This is a genomic window from Bacteroides sp. BFG-637, from assembly GCF_024793605.1.
GTDB classification, from domain to species: Bacteria; Bacteroidota; Bacteroidia; order Bacteroidales; family Bacteroidaceae; genus Bacteroides; species Bacteroides vicugnae.
In genome coordinates this window covers 2365590-2381977 of record NZ_JANUPD010000002.1, presented here as the reverse complement: position 1 = coordinate 2381977, position 16388 = coordinate 2365590, and the positions used below count along the sequence as shown (strand labels likewise).

At 41.4% G+C, this 16388-nt stretch carries 13 protein-coding genes and 1 pseudogene; all 14 read left to right on the top strand.

The window, feature by feature from the left end; genetic code table 11:
- Window positions 1–53 precede the first annotated feature (53 nt).
- The 14 genes and pseudogenes from NXX38_RS09255 to NXX38_RS09190 all read left to right on the top strand — a co-directional run bounded on the left by NXX38_RS09255 (window position 54) and on the right by NXX38_RS09190 (window position 16379).
- The gene (locus NXX38_RS09255; protein ID WP_004322225.1) at window positions 54–641 is read left to right on the top strand and encodes a hypothetical protein; all 588 of its coding nucleotides are present in this window, start codon (window positions 54–56) and stop codon (window positions 639–641) included.
- Window positions 628–1194, top strand: a complete 567-nt coding sequence (locus tag NXX38_RS09250; RefSeq protein ID WP_258976830.1) for a PepSY-associated TM helix domain-containing protein — start codon at window positions 628–630, stop codon at window positions 1192–1194. The genes NXX38_RS09255 and NXX38_RS09250 overlap by 14 nt, the downstream gene beginning before the upstream one ends.
- A gap of 22 nt (window positions 1195–1216) precedes the next feature.
- Window positions 1217–2104 carry an ABC transporter ATP-binding protein gene (locus tag NXX38_RS09245; RefSeq protein WP_004305101.1) on the top strand — a complete coding sequence of 296 codons (888 nt, stop codon included), beginning with the start codon at window positions 1217–1219 and terminating at the stop codon, window positions 2102–2104.
- A 24-nt stretch (window positions 2105–2128) separates the two neighbouring features.
- A complete protein-coding gene (locus NXX38_RS09240) occupies window positions 2129–2797 on the top strand; it encodes a hypothetical protein (RefSeq protein ID WP_004305102.1) in 669 nt (222 codons plus the stop codon).
- Window positions 2798–2839: 42 nt separating this feature from the next.
- Entirely contained in the window at window positions 2840–3874 is a 1035-nt protein-coding gene (locus NXX38_RS09235; protein WP_258979348.1) for a DUF4857 domain-containing protein, read from the top strand.
- A 259-nt stretch (window positions 3875–4133) separates the two neighbouring features.
- A complete protein-coding gene (locus tag NXX38_RS09230) occupies window positions 4134–5408 on the top strand; it encodes a lamin tail domain-containing protein (protein WP_258979345.1) in 1275 nt (424 codons plus the stop codon).
- Between the two features lie 282 nt (window positions 5409–5690).
- Entirely contained in the window at window positions 5691–7091 is a 1401-nt protein-coding gene (locus tag NXX38_RS09225) for an Mfa1 family fimbria major subunit (RefSeq protein WP_148364013.1), read from the top strand.
- A gap of 24 nt (window positions 7092–7115) precedes the next feature.
- The gene (locus NXX38_RS09220; protein WP_409012859.1) at window positions 7116–8108 is read left to right on the top strand and encodes a FimB/Mfa2 family fimbrial subunit; all 993 of its coding nucleotides are present in this window, start codon (window positions 7116–7118) and stop codon (window positions 8106–8108) included.
- Window positions 8109–8131: 23 nt separating this feature from the next.
- Complete coding sequence (locus NXX38_RS09215) at window positions 8132–8785, top strand: fimbrial protein (RefSeq protein ID WP_258979339.1); 654 nt, start codon at window positions 8132–8134, stop codon at window positions 8783–8785.
- Complete coding sequence (locus tag NXX38_RS09210) at window positions 8752–9936, top strand: hypothetical protein (RefSeq protein WP_258979336.1); 1185 nt, start codon at window positions 8752–8754, stop codon at window positions 9934–9936. Before NXX38_RS09215 ends, NXX38_RS09210 begins: the two co-directional genes overlap by 34 nt.
- 12 nt (window positions 9937–9948) lie before the next feature.
- Window positions 9949–10779, top strand: coding sequence for a hypothetical protein (locus NXX38_RS09205; protein ID WP_258979335.1), 831 nt, complete (start codon window positions 9949–9951; stop codon window positions 10777–10779).
- A gap of 317 nt (window positions 10780–11096) precedes the next feature.
- Window positions 11097–12569, top strand: coding sequence for a sodium:solute symporter (locus tag NXX38_RS09200; RefSeq protein WP_258979332.1), 1473 nt, complete (start codon window positions 11097–11099; stop codon window positions 12567–12569).
- Window positions 12570–12582: 13 nt separating this feature from the next.
- Window positions 12583–15035 (top strand): annotated as a pseudogene (locus tag NXX38_RS09195) (DUF4922 domain-containing protein).
- Window positions 15036–15047: 12 nt separating this feature from the next.
- Window positions 15048–16379: a SpoIID/LytB domain-containing protein gene (locus NXX38_RS09190; RefSeq protein WP_258979330.1), complete on the top strand. Its 1332-nt coding sequence runs from the start codon at window positions 15048–15050 to the stop codon at window positions 16377–16379.
- Window positions 16380–16388: the final 9 nt, after the last annotated feature.

Sequence of the window (16388 nt, the reverse complement as noted above, 5' to 3'; positions counted from 1 at the left end):
CTATAAACAAACGATAAACAGATTACAAACTATATAAAAACGAAGCAAGAACAATGAAAACAAAAAAGCTAACAATCGCAATTGCCATCGTGGCAATGACTTTTATCGGAACTTCATGTGGTAACAAACAACAGAAAAGCGCATCAGAAGCGACTACAGAACAGTCTGCTTCTTCCGCTTTGGAAATCGACTCTCTCCTTGCCAATGCCGAAAGCCTTGCAGGACAAGAAGTGACCATTGAAGGCGTCTGCACACACACCTGCAAACATGGAGCAAAGAAAATCTTCCTGATGGGTAGCGACGACACCCAAGTGATCCGTGTAGAAGCAGGAACCTTGGGAGCATTCGACCCTAAATGTGTAAACTCCATCGTTCGTGTTACCGGAACACTGAAAGAACAACGCATTGACGAAGCCTACCTCCAGAACTGGGAAGCACAACTCAAAGCACAGGCTGCCGAGAAACACGGAACCGGTGAAGCCGGATGCGACTCTGAAAAGAAAGCACGTGGCGAAACAGCCAACAGCCCCGAAGCCCGCATTGCAGATTTCCGTGCAAAAATAGCCGACCGCAAAGCAGAGACGGGAAAAGAGTATTTATCTTTCTATTTCATGGAAGCTAACTCGTATGAAGTGGAGTAGTAACATCCGTAAGTGGAGTCGACTCATACACCGTGACCTATCATTTTTCTTTTCCGGAATGGTATTGATATATGCCATTTCCGGAATTGTAATGAATCACCGTGACACGATTAACCCGAACTTCTCCATCACACGGAAAGAGTATAAGATAGCAGAAAAGCTACCGGATAAAGCAGGAATGAATAAGGAGAAAGTGCTCACCCTCCTGGAACCATTAGGAGAAAGCGGCAACTATACCAAACATTACTTCCCGAAAACGGACGTAATGAAAGTATTCCTGAAAGGCGGCTCCAACCTCCTGGTAGATGTGAAGACAGGGGAAGCGGTATATGAATCCGTCACCCGCCGTCCGCTTATCGGAGCAATGTCCCGCTTACATTACAACCCGGGACAATGGTGGACTTACTTTGCGGATATTTTCGCTATCGCTCTTATTATCATTACTCTTTCCGGCATCATCATGCTGAAAGGAAATAAGGGTATTATCGGCAGAGGAGGAATCGAACTAATTGTCGGAATCTTGATTCCCATTCTTTTCCTTTTCTTCTTTTGAATAGAATAACAGATAAAATCAAATGGAACATATTATCGAATGTAACAACCTGACGCACTATTACGGCAAACGGTTGATTTACGAAAATCTTAGTTTCACAGTACCCAAAGGGCGCATCCTGGGACTGTTGGGAAAGAACGGTACGGGCAAGACCACCACTATCAATATCTTGAGCGGTTACCTGAAACCCCGTTCGGGAGAATGTCGCATCTTCGGACAGGAGATACAGACAATGACACCGGCTCTGCGTCGCAATATCGGACTGCTCATCGAAGGTCATGTGCAATACCAATTCATGACCATCAACGAGATAGAGAAATTCTACGCAGCTTTCTATCCCGGTCAATGGAAAAAGGAAGCCTACTACGAACTGATGAATAAATTGAAAGTAGCCACCGGACAACGTATCTCGCGTATGTCCTGCGGACAACGTTCACAAGTAGCCCTCGGACTGATTCTCGCACAGAACCCGGAACTTCTCGTACTGGATGATTTCTCTCTCGGACTCGATCCCGGCTATCGTCGCCTGTTTGTCGATTATCTCCGCGACTATGCCCGTTCAGAAGGAAAAACAGTCTTCCTGACCTCGCATATCATTCAGGACATGGAACGGCTTGTTGACGACTGCATCATCATGGACTACGGAAAGATACTGATTCAGAAACCAATCGCCGAACTACTGGAAAAAGGACGTCGCTACACCTTCACTATTCCCGAGGGCTACGAACTTCCTGCATCCGATGATTTCTATCATCCTTCTGTCATGCGGAACCAGTTGGAGACTTTCTCCTTCCTTCAACCGGCAGAAACAGAAGCCAAACTGAAATCCATGTCAGTGCCCTACACTAATTTTCATAGTGAACAGGTGAATCTGGAAGATGCATTTATCGGCCTGACAGGCAAATACTAGAATCGTTGATAATTGATAAAAACAATGTACGCTATATTTTATAAAGAATGGATAAAGACACGGTGGTATTTTCTACTTGCCGTGCTCGCCACACTTGGTTTTACAGGCTACTGTATGCTCCGCATCAACCGGGTGGTAGAAATGAAAGGGGCTGCTCATGTGTGGGAAGTGATGCTGCAACGAGATGTCATCTTCATTGATATGTTACAATATATCCCTCTGATTGCGGGAATTTTGATGGCTATTGTTCAGTTTGTTCCCGAAATGCAGCGCAAATGCCTGAAACTGACTCTCCATCTGCCTTATCCGGAGTTGAAGATGACAGGTAATATGCTACTTTCGGGATTAGTGTTGCTACTTGTCTGCTTCGCTTCCAATTTTCTGTTGATGGAAGTATACCTGAATGGAATACTTGCCCATGAACTGAAGAACCACATATTGCTCACCGCTTTAACGTGGTATCTTGCCGGGATTTCCGGTTATCTGCTTGTGGCATGGATCTGCCTCGAACCGGCATGGAAACGTCGTATTCTGAATCTCATTATCGCAGTATTATTACTCCGAATCTTCTTTCTGTCGCCCACACCGGAAGCATATAACAAGTTCCTCCCTTATTTAGTGGTTTATACTTTGTTGACAGCTTCTTTCTCGTGGCTTTCTATCGTACGATTCAAGGCCGGAAAGCAGGACTAGGAACAATTAAAAATTAAAGACTAAAAATTAAAAGATAGAGTAATGAGACGTTTCAGTACTATATTATTATATGTAACCATCGCTTTTCTGCTTCTTTGGCAGTTGCCCTGGTGTTACAATTTCTTTGTCGTAAAGCCGGAGAAGACTCCCTTTACCCTGTACAGTTTCGTAATTGGCGATTTCGCACAGATGGGACAGGAAGAGGGAAAAGGAAGTGTACGTCGCGACCTGGCTGGTAATATTTATTCGGAAGCAGCTTTCGACAGTATCCTGCCTATGTTTTATTTTCGTCAGTTGATGTCTGATGAGCGTTTCCCGGATACCATTAAAGGGATAGCAGTAACTCCTAAAATGGTACAGACGGAGAACTTCAACTTCCGTAGTGTTCCTTCGGATATCAATGCGCCTTCTATCGGACTTTATCCTCTGATGGAATCCATGTCGGGACGTGTAGACCTGAAAATGCCGGATGACGTATTCCGCATCACCTCCAAAGGAATCGAATTTATCGACATGGCCTCCAACAGCGTGAAGGAAGACAAGAGTCTTCAGTTTACCGAAGCTATGACTAAAAAGGATTTCCACTTTCCGGCAACGGAAATCGCAGGAAATCCAACGGTGAAAAAGGAGTATGACGAAGGTTATCTCCTATTGGATGCCGACCGCCGTTTGTTTCATCTGAAACAAGTGAAAGGGCGTCCGTATGTTCGTGCCATCACCTTGCCCGAAGGACTGACACTGGAACATCTGTATCTGACAGAGTTCAGAAACAAGAAGACACTTGCTTTCATGACCGATGTCAACAATGCTTTCTATGTACTGCAGAACCGGACATACGAAGTGGTAAAAACAGGAATTCCTGTATTCAATCCCGAAACGGATGCATTAACCATCATCGGTAATATGTTCGATTGGACGGTACGTGTGACTACCCCGACCTCTGATAATTATTACGCATTGAATGCCGACGATTATTCATTGATAAAAAAATTAGAGAACGAATCGTCCACTCATTCCATGCCCGGTATTACTTTCACATCTTATACAGATAAATATGTAATGCCACGTTTCGAATAATATTCCAATATTAAATGTAACAGTTGTAAAGGACTATCAAAAGTCAATCTATTAAATAGGACTTCAGATAGTCCTTCGCTGTTTTCTGTCCATGTATTTATAGAAAACAAAAAGAATTACAATCTTTTCTTCTGTAAGTATGGTCTTTTTCCGGCAAGAAGGTTTATCTTTGCTCACTCATTCAAATATTCAAGCCGCAATTGCTTCTGCATTATACACAAACAAATACGGTAAAATAAAAGCTCAAAATCAAAACCGTATGAAAGTTTATAAAGTATTTGTTTTCCTAAGCCTCTTCATGATGTTATTCTATCATTGTTCACTTCCTGCTGATGACGAAGAAAAAGGAGATGTAGAAGGAGAAGATACGGCTACTTCCGAACTTTCCTGGGAAGGAGAAACAAATAAGTTCACCATCAATTCTAAAGAAGGAATTCATCTGAATGACCCACAAGAAGATGCCGGAGCGGCTTATGTCACCATACCGTCCACTTCGGTGAAGAATACCCGTTGGGAATTTGGAGTTCACCTCACATTCAATCCTTCCGCCAACAATTATGCACGGTTTTATCTAACCTCATCCTCCAATGTACTTTCCGGTAAACTAAACGGCTATTATATTCAGATAGGAGGCTCCAAAGATAATGTAGCTCTTTACCGTCAAAACGAAGACGGTTCCAAACTACTGGCTTCAGGCAGAGAACTAATGAAAGGCAATAACTCACCGAAGCTATCTATCAAAGTAGAATGTGACAATAACGGTTACTGGACCTTTTGGACACGTCTCGAATCAGAGAATGAATATGTAAAAGAGAAGCAAGTGAAAAATATAGATATACCGACTTCGCTCTGCTGCGGTATATACTGTATCTACACCAAAACCCGTTGTAAAGGATTTACATTTCATCACATACAGCTATCTAATGACGTAGAAACGACCACCACGCCCGACGGAACGACTGAAGAACCGGGAACAGACATACCGGATAATCCGGACACACCCGAATTACCGGAAAATGTGAGAGGCATGCTTCTTTTCAATGAAATAATGTATGACAATGCTGCTGATGGCGCAGAATATATAGAAATCTATAATCCGACCGAAACAACAATCAGCGTACCATTCCTCTATCTATATAAAATGTATAAAGATGGTACAATATACAGTACTACTACCCTTCAAAATGAGAATACTTCCAGCCCTCTTAGCATTCCATCCAAAGGATATCTTTGTTTCACCAAATACTTCAACAAGGTAGTTCAAAAACATAAAGTCGGAGGAGAAACTCTGATTATAATACCGAACTTCCCTGCTTTAAGCAATGATGGAGGTTATCTGGCACTTTCAAGTAGTAAAGAGACAGCAGCAGGACATACTTTCGACACTTGTTGTTTTAGAGATGAGATGCATACATCAGAAAAGACAACCGGAGTTTCACTCGAAAAGAAATCCCCGGAGTTGCCCTCCCTCAATAAGAATTGGTATTCATCGAAACACGTCACAGGAGGTACACCCGGAATAAGAAATTTATAAGAGTAAGTTTTATCAAATATAGAATTTAAAGTCACTGTTTCGTGATTTTTCTACTGATAAATCTGACGTTTGGGGATTTGTTTCCACCTTAAATGAAGATTTAGCTTCAGATATATATATGAAAATGGAAAACTTTCTTTTAATCAAAACTGTTATTGATGATAATCACTATTACTACATGTAGCCAATAATTTATGAGAGAAACAAAACACAGGCATTTTATTACTAAATTCTTAATTAAGTAAAGGGTGCTTTATTATTTTATTTTAAAAATTAGGTATTATGAATATCAAAATATTTTTATCAACCCTTGTAATGGGACTCTGTTCCATTGCTTGCAGCGATGACAACGTCTCAGAAACAGAAAAACAACAAGAAGGAAAACCTACATACGTAAACTTGTCGGTCAGTCTTCCCGGAAGAACAACGAGCAGGGCACTTCCCGGTGATTATAATAATGACGGGACTTATGAAGGGCTAGACAGCTTGCAAACACTCGATGTATATATGCAATCGGCAGACGGGACTGTCGAGGCCAAACGTTTCACCGGATTGGATATTTCACATACAGGAACGGTAGTGTCTCCGAGCCAACCGTTCAGAACCACTTCCGGATACAAGACTATCTATATAGTCATAAATAATCCGAACCCGCTGGGAACTGTCATAACGACCGAGCATGATCTTATAGCAACGGATAATCTGGCTCAGGTAGTAACTGCCAATGGAAAAGAGTATGACCTGATTACGATGACGGGGAAATCAGCAAATGTGTACATACAACCTGATGTCCCCATACAGGATGTAGCAAAGGGCAGCAATAAGATAGCAGTAAGTGTAGACCGTATGGCATCGAGAGTCATTGTGACTACTACAGCCTCAGCAGATCTTATCGATGAAAATGGAGAAAAAATAGGTTCAGTCTCCGATGTAAACTTCTCTGTAGCCCAAGGTACCAACAAGATTTACTGGCTCAGTCAACCTAACTATGTATCCTATGGAAGCGAATACGTACCAGCATTGGGTGAATATGCAGGTCAAGCTGACACTTATTATGACTATTCCAACCTGTCCGTAAAGAATGCTATTCCTCAGAAACCGGTTGACGCAGACGGTTACAAAGCCCTGAAAGGTCAGTTTCTGTTTGAAAACACCCATACAGAAGGGAATTTGGAAAGCACACAGTATAGAAAAGGGAATACTGCCTACATCTTGGTCAGAGCCAAGTTTACTCCAGAAGCAAACGCTATAGCTGATGGCGGAAGCTTGACAGGAGGGACCTTCTATGTAGGTCAGACTGACGGAAAAATCTATTCTTCCAAACAAGCTGCACTCGCAGCTTTCCCTAACCAGAAAGTAGCCACTTATGTCGGTGGCAATATGATTAACTATGCCTGGCTGAATCCTGATGACTTGGTGAAACCGTTGAATTCTCCCGTCCTGAGAAATAACATTTATCATGTCAATATCACAGGCTTCAAAAGACTTAGTTACAACTGGAACCCATTATTTCCGGAAGACCCCAATACTGCAAATCCGCAGAATCCTGATCCGAAACCGGGTCCTGAGGAACCGGAAATACCCATTGATCCTGTTGACCCTCTGACTCCCGAACAAACCAATATGTCTGTTGAGGTCAATGTTCTGCAGTGGACTACACATTCTTATGACATTGAATTTTAATATATTATACTATTCCGGACACAGATGGATAACCCGATCCGGAATAGTACAAGCATATTAATCGTTACTAAAATTAATTTTATGAAATTATGTTTTCAATCAGTTTTGTCGATAAGCATAATCTTCTATTCACTTTTTCTTTCCGGATGTATTAGGGATGATACCGATTGTTATTATTCTCCGACGCTCATAGTATCTCTATATTCCATGTCTCCTTGTGAGACTGATACGGTTTATCCGACAGGAATCAAAGATATAACATTATGTGTATTTGACAAGAACGATATACTGGTAGCATATGTCCATAAGGATAATGTGACACTAGGAAAAGGATATACAGAGGAAATAACCGTTACCGAAAAAGGTATTTACACTGTCATGGCATGGTCAGGGATTTATACAGGATATTTTGACCTCAACCAGCCACAATTAGGGCAAACCACGAAAAAAGACTGGTTATTCCACCTGAAACGTTTGCAGAATATAGCCGTATCAATAGAAGGAATACAGGTTTATGCCGGTGAAAGCCGTGCTGTCTATATGGATGGCGCAATCTCCCGCTCGGAAAGAGCCTCAGTCAACCTTCAGGAGATTACAAACCGGCTTACAGTTACTATAGAAGGACTTAACAGGAATGAAGAGGAATATGAAGTTTATATTGAATCGGACAATGGTTCCATGCAACTGGACGGAAGTATCGCCGAAGATGAAATCGTAAGATTCAACCCTATGATCTCAATTAATAACGGGCGGCTGAACGAGAGGTTTTCTCTTCTGAAGCTTGAAACAGGGCATAATAATACGATAGTAATCAGGCATAAAATCAGCGGAAAAGAACTTTATAGAGGCAGCTTGTTGGGAACTCTCTTGTTGAAAAATCCTGAAGTGAATTTAGACTGTGACCATGATTTTATCATTAGGTTCACGACACAAGACCAATGTGAGTGTGGGACTTATACCATTCAGGAGATATGGGTGAATAATTGGCTGGTGCACAGTTATGATACAGAGATATGATTTCCGGCTATTAATACATGAGAATGATGAAGTTGATAAGAAATAACATACTATATATATATTGTCCGGCTGTTTTGTTTTTCATCCTGATGGCAATGAATGGTTGCTCGGATGAAAAACGTATTGAGGGTGGAACGGATGAATATGCTCATATAGCATTGTCAGTTCGTACTTCAGCATCCAGCATTAATGATGACACATATTTCTGGGAGGATCGTGTCGATGAGCTCCGGATGATTGTTTTCGAATCCGGCAGCGGCTCTGTCGTTTTCAACCAGCAACTCTACTTCCCTGATGGTTTTAAGGCAAAGAGTCATCCGGTCACTATCAAACCGGGGACGTACGATTTCTATTTCATAGCCAATGAATCAGTATATTCGGGAGATTTTGTTCCGGCTTTACTTGATATAACCAACAAATCGGATTTAGCTACTGATGCAAGATTTAACGGTATGATCTATAATGCCGGATTCCAACCTGACGGAAGTACTCCGGAAGGACGTTTTCTGATGTCGGCCATTTATGAAAATATAACTGTAGTCAAGGGCGGTACGGAGCAAGCTCCCATATCATTGCCCCTACCCACAAGCAAGGTGGAACTAATAAGGGCGATGGCGAAAGTGGAAGTCATTTTCCGCAAAAAGTGCCGGGCAGTACCCTTCCGGATCGTGCCGTGACTTCTGTTCAACTGAAGAATGTTGCTTCCAATTTGTCCGTACCTCCTTATGACAATTATTATGCAGGAGGCAAAAGTTCTTCACCGGAAGCATCTCTTTCGGAACTTGATTTTCTGAATGACAGCATAGGAGCCGTCGTATTCTATATTCCCGAATTGCTCCTGCCCGAAAGCGGGACAGAGTATACAGAATTATATATCAACAATAAAGGATTCGCAATGCAAAGTGATAGCGAAAAAACGGGTATTACAGCCCAAAGACGTTCTGTTCCGGCTTTGTCGGACAACAGCGTGATTCGTAATTATCATTATATCATAAATGCATATATCAATTCTGAAGGAGGGGTAGAAACACTGATTGAAGTGGAACCCTGGAAAAAAGACACATATACGTATATATTTCAGGGAAATGAGCAGATTGTGATTCCTCCGGTATTCCCCACAGATTCAAGTATCGTTATGCCTACCGATTGCGGTAAAATTGAGTTGATGGCAAGAGATGAAGTTTTGCCGCAAGGGTTGCAAGGAGCTTATGGGGATGAAATTATTTATTATGATCCTGCAACCGGCCTACCGGGCATCAAGGAAGGGAATCCACCTTACTATTGTGAGAAAAAATATGGCAAAGGGTGGCGCATGATTAATTCCTGTGAGTTAATGTCTTATATGGCACTGCTTGACCAGACGTATACCATATGGATGTCAAATACTTGGGATGCTCATACTTATAATATGGATCACCCGCAGGCACCTGTCCCTTATTATTCCCTGCATTTCAGGCGAGCCGCCCAATCCCTGCTGGAAAAACTGACAGGAGTGGACTTGTCGGCAACCGTATTGAAAAATGAGAATAACTGGGAAGACAATATCAGTGACAAGAAATTGGGAGTGGTAGACACCTATTACACCCCCGGAGATATCAAAGAAAGAGTAGATGATTATCCTGAAGGATGGCCGTTTCCAGCTCCTCCCGGCACGTCTGCCGGTGATTCCTGGATTTACAACGAAGCGGCTATTCAAGTAAAGGCATTCTGGTATTCCAGCGGATACGTCGATTTGTCCAAGCGTGCTAATTGGTATAAAGTATTATACGGAAACTTCCAACGGTATGATTTCCATGCTACGACCCGTTGTGTAAGAACTGTTGAATAGGAGAAAAGAAGTATGTATAGACTGATTTTTATAATCTCGATGATATGGCTGTGTAATGTGAGTTGCAGTGACGATCATATGCCCGAACCGGATATAAATAAAACTGCGTACATTAAGATCCGGCAGAACCTTTTTAGAAGTGCAACCATGGTAGACGAAGACAATCTTGAGAGCGAACAGACAATTAAAACAATTGCCTTATTTCTCACCGAGCCTTCCTCTACCAAGATTGTTTACAAATATATCAATATTGGTTCAATGGATATGGATAAATATAAACTAGTTACTCTCCCCCTTCAGGAATCCGAACTCGGGAAGAAGGATATTTATCTGATAACTAATTATGGGAGTACAAATTTATCTGCGGTCGAGACAATGGACGACATAAAGAAACTAAATACTCCTGCTGTGGATAAAAACCATGTGCTAGACCCGAATGAGGGCTTTTGTATGTATGGAAAATTACTGAACTTTGACTTTACCAATACAAACTCTTCGGCGATTGTGAATGCGGAACGTACTTGCGCCAAGTACAAGATCACACTTACATTTCCGGAAAATCCGGTTTTGAGCACAGATAATACATTTGTCATTGCCAATGAGGCAAGTTACACCCATATCGTTGACGGTTTAAGAGGCGGTATTCAGGACTCTGACTATTTTAACATTGCCAGTCCCCTGGCCCTCGAACCGGATGGAAGCGGAAAGTATATGAATACTGTTTATATGTATGGAAGCGGAAAAGGCTCCGCAGATTTATGTATATACCCGGATAAACAACTCTTCCGTGAAGCAAGAGTTTTCGGTCGACCTGCCGGTACCGTATCGGAATTATATGTATGATATAGATATACAAATCTATGAGAACTACAATTCACGTACAACAAGAGCAGATATTAAAGAACCTCAATACAGCATAAAAACGACAGTAAAAACCTATCTTTCAAACCACTAAGAATCCAGTCTGTGGCTATCTCCACCGACGAATCTTGATTTACGGATGTTATAGAACTTCCGGCAGGATGAAATATACCTTCATTTATCACATCTGTTTATTAGATTGTATCATTGAAAACAACTATCTTTACCACGTTTTATTTAGGACATACAATATGAACAGATTGGGATATTTCATCCTCAAATGAATTTAAACAGCAGATATGAGTCCAGCCGTTATATCTATTACTATTGTGGCATACTTTATCATCCTGTTCACTATCTCTTATATAGCAGGACACAAAGCCGACAATGAAGGATTCTTTGTAGGAAACCGTAAATCAGCCTGGTATATCGTTGCCTTTGCCATGATCGGTTCCACCATTTCCGGAGTCACTTTCGTTTCCGTTCCGGGCATGGTACAGGCAAGCAGCTTTTCTTATCTGCAGATGGTGCTGGGATTCATAGTAGGACAAATTATCATTGCGTTTGTACTCGTTCCTCTCTTTTATCGTATGAACCTGGTTTCCATTTATGAATATCTGGAGAACAGGTTCGGAAGCTCCTCCTACCAGACGGGGGCATGGTTCTTTTTTATTTCAAAGATGTTAGGGGCAGCTGTCCGGCTCTTTCTCGTATGTCTGACATTGCAGTTTCTTATCTTTGCTCCTTTTCATCTTCCATTCCTGTTGAACGTGATCCTTACGGTATTTATCGTATGGCTTTACACTTTCCGCGGTGGAGTGAAATCATTGATATGGACGGATGTTCTAAAAACATTCTGCCTGGTAGTGTCGGTTGTACTTTGCATCTATTATATTGCTTCCAGCCTGCATCTGAATTTCAGTGGTTTGATTAGTACGATTTCAGACAGTGACTTTTCCAAGACATTCTTTTTTGACGATGTCAATGACAAACGATACTTCTTCAAGCAATTCCTGGCAGGTGTATTCACCGTTATTGCCATGAACGGACTCGACCAGGATATGATGCAGCGCAATCTTAGCTGCAAGAACTTCCGGGACTCACAGAAGAATATGATTACCAGTGGAATCTCACAGTTCTTTGTCATTCTGCTTTTTCTGATGCTGGGAGTACTCCTATATACGTTTACAGCACAGCAAGGCATTGAGAATCCGGGAAAAAGCGATGAGTTGTTTCCGATGATCGCTACCGGAAATTATTTTCCCGGCATAGTTGGAATATTATTCATTATCGGACTGATAGCCTCCGCCTATTCTGCAGCGGGTTCTGCCTTGACGGCACTGACCACTTCTTTTACTGTAGATATTTTACATGCACAGAAAAAAGGAGATGCGACACTTAGCAAGATACGCAAACATGTACATATCGGTATGGCAATTGTGATGGGGGCAGTCATTTTCGTATTCAATTTGCTGAACAACACCAGTGTGATTGATGCGATTTACACATTGGCCAGTTACACGTATGGTCCTATCTTAGGGTTGTTCGCTTTCGGCATCTTCACCAAGAAACAAGTTTATGATAAATATATTCCGTTGGTAGCTATCGCTTCTCCTATTCTTTGCTATATCCTGCAAAGAAATTCGGAAGCATGGTTCAACGGTTACCAAATTAGTTACGAGCTGCTATTATTTAACGCTGCATTTACTTTCATCGGACTTTGCTTCCTCATTCGAAAGAAATCAACTATGGACAATACGACAGTTCTTTAATATTAAAATCAAGATGAAGAAGAAAATTAATTGCTTCCATACCTTTCGGCACCCCGGAAGATATCATGCAGACAGTGAAAGAACTACAAGCGTCAGAGCTAGTAAATAAAATCTATTTATTAGGTTCGGCGCCCGGCAAGAAAGCTCTTCCGGGGTGTGAATATCTCTCTGTTAAAGGGTTCTATTCCACAGACACAATGAAAACAATTGCAGCCAATGCCAATTCGGAATATACTCTGTTCTACTTGAAACAAACTCCATTAAAACTGGGACTGTATGCCTTGGAACGCATGGTGCAAATCATGGAGAACGATAAAAAGAATGGAATAGTTTATACCGACCACTATCAGCTGATTAACGGAGAACTTAAACAAGCACCTGTCATTGACTACCAATTAGGAAGCGTCCGGGATGATTTCGACTTCGGCTCTATGCTTCCTATTCAGTTCTTCTGCCTTCACTAAAATAGCAAATGCTTTGCGTGAAGAGTACGAATACGCAGGACTATATGCTATGCGTCTATTCATCTCTTACAAATATTCAATTGTGCACATCAATGAATATCTATACACCGAAATTGAAACAGATACCAGGAAAAGCGGAGAGAAACAATTCGACTATGTAAACCCCAAAAATCGGAAAGTGCAAATTGAAATGGAAGCTGCCTGCACCGAATACCTGAAATGTATTGATGCTTATTTCATGCCTACTTCTTCACGGCCTGTAAATCTTCACAGCGAAAACTTTGAATTCGAGGCATCTGTCATCATCCCTGTGCGCAATCGTGCTCATACCATCCGTGATGCTGTCAACTCGGCTTTAAACCAGCGGACCACTTTTCCTTTTAACATTATTGTTATCGACAATCATTCCACCGATGGAACGACGGAAATACTCCAGGAACTAAGTACCGATAAGAAATTGATCCATATCATTCCCCAAGAGAATGATTTAGGCATAGGAGGTTGTTGGAACAAAGGTATACATCACGAAAAATGTGGAAAGTTCGCCATACAGTTAGACAGTGACGATTTATACAAAGACGAATCCACTTTACAGAAAGTCGTAGATACTTTTTATAAGGAAAGTTGCGCAATGGTAATAGGCACTTATCTAATGACCGACTTCCAGCTAAACGAAATAGCCCCCGGTATTATTGATCACAAAGAGTGGACACCGGAAAATGGAAAGAACAACGCTCTACGTATCAATGGTTTGGGTGCTCCACGAGCTTTTTACACTCCTATTCTTCGTGATATCAAATTGCCGAATACCAGCTATGGAGAAGATTATGCCATAGGATTACGAATCTCACGGGAATATAAGATCGGACGTATCTATGATGTAATATACCTCTGTCGCCGTTGGGAAGGTAACTCCGACGCCGCATTAAGCACAGAAAAGATCAATCGGAACAACTTCTACAAAGACCGAATCCGCACATGGGAAATTAAGAGCAGAATCCAGATGCATACTATCGATCAAGAGTTTCAGGAACTTGTAGAAGAAATGATAGAAAACCAAAAAGAAAACTGGGAACTTGCGAAAAGGAACTATGAAGCGTTGGAAGAAAATCTGGAAAAGAAAAAAGTATTGAAGCTGAAGAAAGAAGACAGAGAGATGAAAGTTATAATTTTCCCAAATCCTCAACGCATCCTCTCGACCATGGCAAAAACAGATAGTCATTCTATCCAAGAAAGACCTTGTTTCTTATGCGGGAAAAACCGCCCCGCAGAGCAAACATATCTACCATTCGGACATTATGAGGTATGCCTCAATCCTTACCCCATTTTTCAGCGTCACTTGACAATCATCGACAAGGAACATACTCCACAAAGCATGAAAGGACGTTTTGAAGATATGCTTCACTTAGCTGAAAATCTGGACGAGTTCTATATACTCTATAACGGACCGGAGTGCGGTGCTTCCGCCCCTGACCACATGCATTTCCAGGCAGCAGGAAAAGAAGAAGAACTGACTAATCCTTTTGAGCTGAATTTCTTGACGGATATATTAGAAAATGGAAACTGCGTAACAACTTATGTAGACGATTTATTTACAACTTGCATAGGTATTACATCAAGCCTGAAAGTTGAATTACTGCAACAATTTGAAAAGGTCTACAAAAATCTTTCCGCCATTTATTCGGATAAAGAACCTTTAATCAACATGATAACCTGGTATGGCCTCGATAAAATCAGCCATTTCGGAGGTGACGAAGTAGAAGTATGGAATTGCATCATTTTCCTACGCTCAAAACATCGTCCCGTTTGCTATTATACCCCAAATGAAAAAGGGCTATTAATAAGTCCGGCTGTTGCAGAAATGGGTGGCATATTCCCGATTGTCAGAGAAGAAGACATGGATAAATTAAACGCCCAACAACTCACAGAGATTTACAAGGAGATAAGTTTATCTCCCCAACAGTTAAATACTCTATGCGATCAATTATTCAAAAAGGAATAGCAATAAAATAGTATGCAAATCCCTCTAATAAGTGTTGGTATCCTTTCCGGGAAAGAGATTGAATTCTCTTTCCCGGTGAAATTTAATTCTTCTGTCGGAACGGAAATTTCCGGAACACAGAAAGTTATTTATCAGAATGGAAAGATTCATTGGCAAGGGAAAGAATATAATGAATTATCTTTCACTTCCCAACAAAATGCACATGCTTTCTTTGAACTGAAAGATGTGACCATCGGAATCAACTTCCATTGGGAACGCAAAGAAGTCCAAAAATTCAAAGGGGAATTAAAAATTATCATCGAAGGAGAACAACTAACCGCTATCAATGTGATTTCCATTGAAGAATATCTCACCAGTGTCATTTCATCAGAGATGAGTGCAACAGCTTCTTTAGAACTACTAAAGGCTCACGCCGTCATCTCCCGAAGCTGGTTACTTAATAAATTGAGAATTGAGAATGATAAATTAAAAAATACGATGCCGTCAAACAGCGCAGCCAATCCTCAATTTTCAATTCTCAATTCTCAATTTATAAAATGGTATGACCATGAAGCACATAAGAATTTCGATGTATGTGCAGACGATCATTGCCAGCGTTATCAGGGAATTACACGAGCCTCAACACCACAAGCCATCGAAGCAGTCTCCGCCACGCGGGGGGAAGTACTGATGTATAAAGGAGCAATTTGTGATGCCCGTTTCTCTAAATGTTGTGGTGGAGCTTTTGAAGAGTTCCAAAATTGTTGGGAAAACGTAAAGCATCCTTATCTAATCAGACAACGGGATAGCAAGACTGAAAAACGACTTCCCGATTTGACCATAGAGACGGAAGCTGATAAATGGATACGTACCTCGCCTGTTGCTTTCTGTAACACGCAGAATAAGAAAATTCTAAACCAAGTACTAAACAATTACGATCAGGAAACAGCAGACTTCTATCGTTGGAAAGTCAGTTATTCCCAACAAGAGCTTTCAGAGCTGATTCATCAACGTTCAGGGATTGATTTCGGACAAATCATTGATTTAATTCCTGTAGAACGGGGAACATCCGGACGTCTTGTCCGGCTAAAGATTGTAGGAACCTTACGGACACTCATCATTGGAAAAGAGTTGGAGATACGCCGCACTCTATCGACTTCCCATCTTTACAGTTCCGCTTTTGTAGTAGACAAGGAGTACGGAGATGAATTTCCTTCCCGATTTATCCTCACCGGAGCCGGCTGGGGACACGGAGTGGGACTTTGCCAAATCGGTGCCGCCGTGATGGGAGAACAAGGTTATAAGTATGAAGAAATACTATCCCACTATTACCCCGGTAGTACACTTGAAAAACAATATAAATAAAATCGAACG

Coding starts and splice junctions, on each gene's coding strand:
- NXX38_RS09205 (WP_258979335.1), top strand. CDS start 9,949: ATGTATAGACTGATTTTTATAATCTCGATGATATGGCTGTGTAATGTG.
- NXX38_RS09220 (WP_409012859.1), top strand. CDS start 7,116: ATGGATAACCCGATCCGGAATAGTACAAGCATATTAATCGTTACTAAA.
- NXX38_RS09225 (WP_148364013.1), top strand. CDS start 5,691: ATGAATATCAAAATATTTTTATCAACCCTTGTAATGGGACTCTGTTCC.
- NXX38_RS09245 (WP_004305101.1), top strand. CDS start 1,217: ATGGAACATATTATCGAATGTAACAACCTGACGCACTATTACGGCAAA.
- NXX38_RS09255 (WP_004322225.1), top strand. CDS start 54: ATGAAAACAAAAAAGCTAACAATCGCAATTGCCATCGTGGCAATGACT.
- NXX38_RS09250 (WP_258976830.1), top strand. CDS start 628: ATGAAGTGGAGTAGTAACATCCGTAAGTGGAGTCGACTCATACACCGT.
- NXX38_RS09235 (WP_258979348.1), top strand. CDS start 2,840: ATGAGACGTTTCAGTACTATATTATTATATGTAACCATCGCTTTTCTG.
- NXX38_RS09200 (WP_258979332.1), top strand. CDS start 11,097: ATGAGTCCAGCCGTTATATCTATTACTATTGTGGCATACTTTATCATC.
- NXX38_RS09190 (WP_258979330.1), top strand. CDS start 15,048: ATGCAAATCCCTCTAATAAGTGTTGGTATCCTTTCCGGGAAAGAGATT.
- NXX38_RS09215 (WP_258979339.1), top strand. CDS start 8,132: ATGATGAAGTTGATAAGAAATAACATACTATATATATATTGTCCGGCT.
- NXX38_RS09230 (WP_258979345.1), top strand. CDS start 4,134: ATGAAAGTTTATAAAGTATTTGTTTTCCTAAGCCTCTTCATGATGTTA.
- NXX38_RS09240 (WP_004305102.1), top strand. CDS start 2,129: ATGTACGCTATATTTTATAAAGAATGGATAAAGACACGGTGGTATTTT.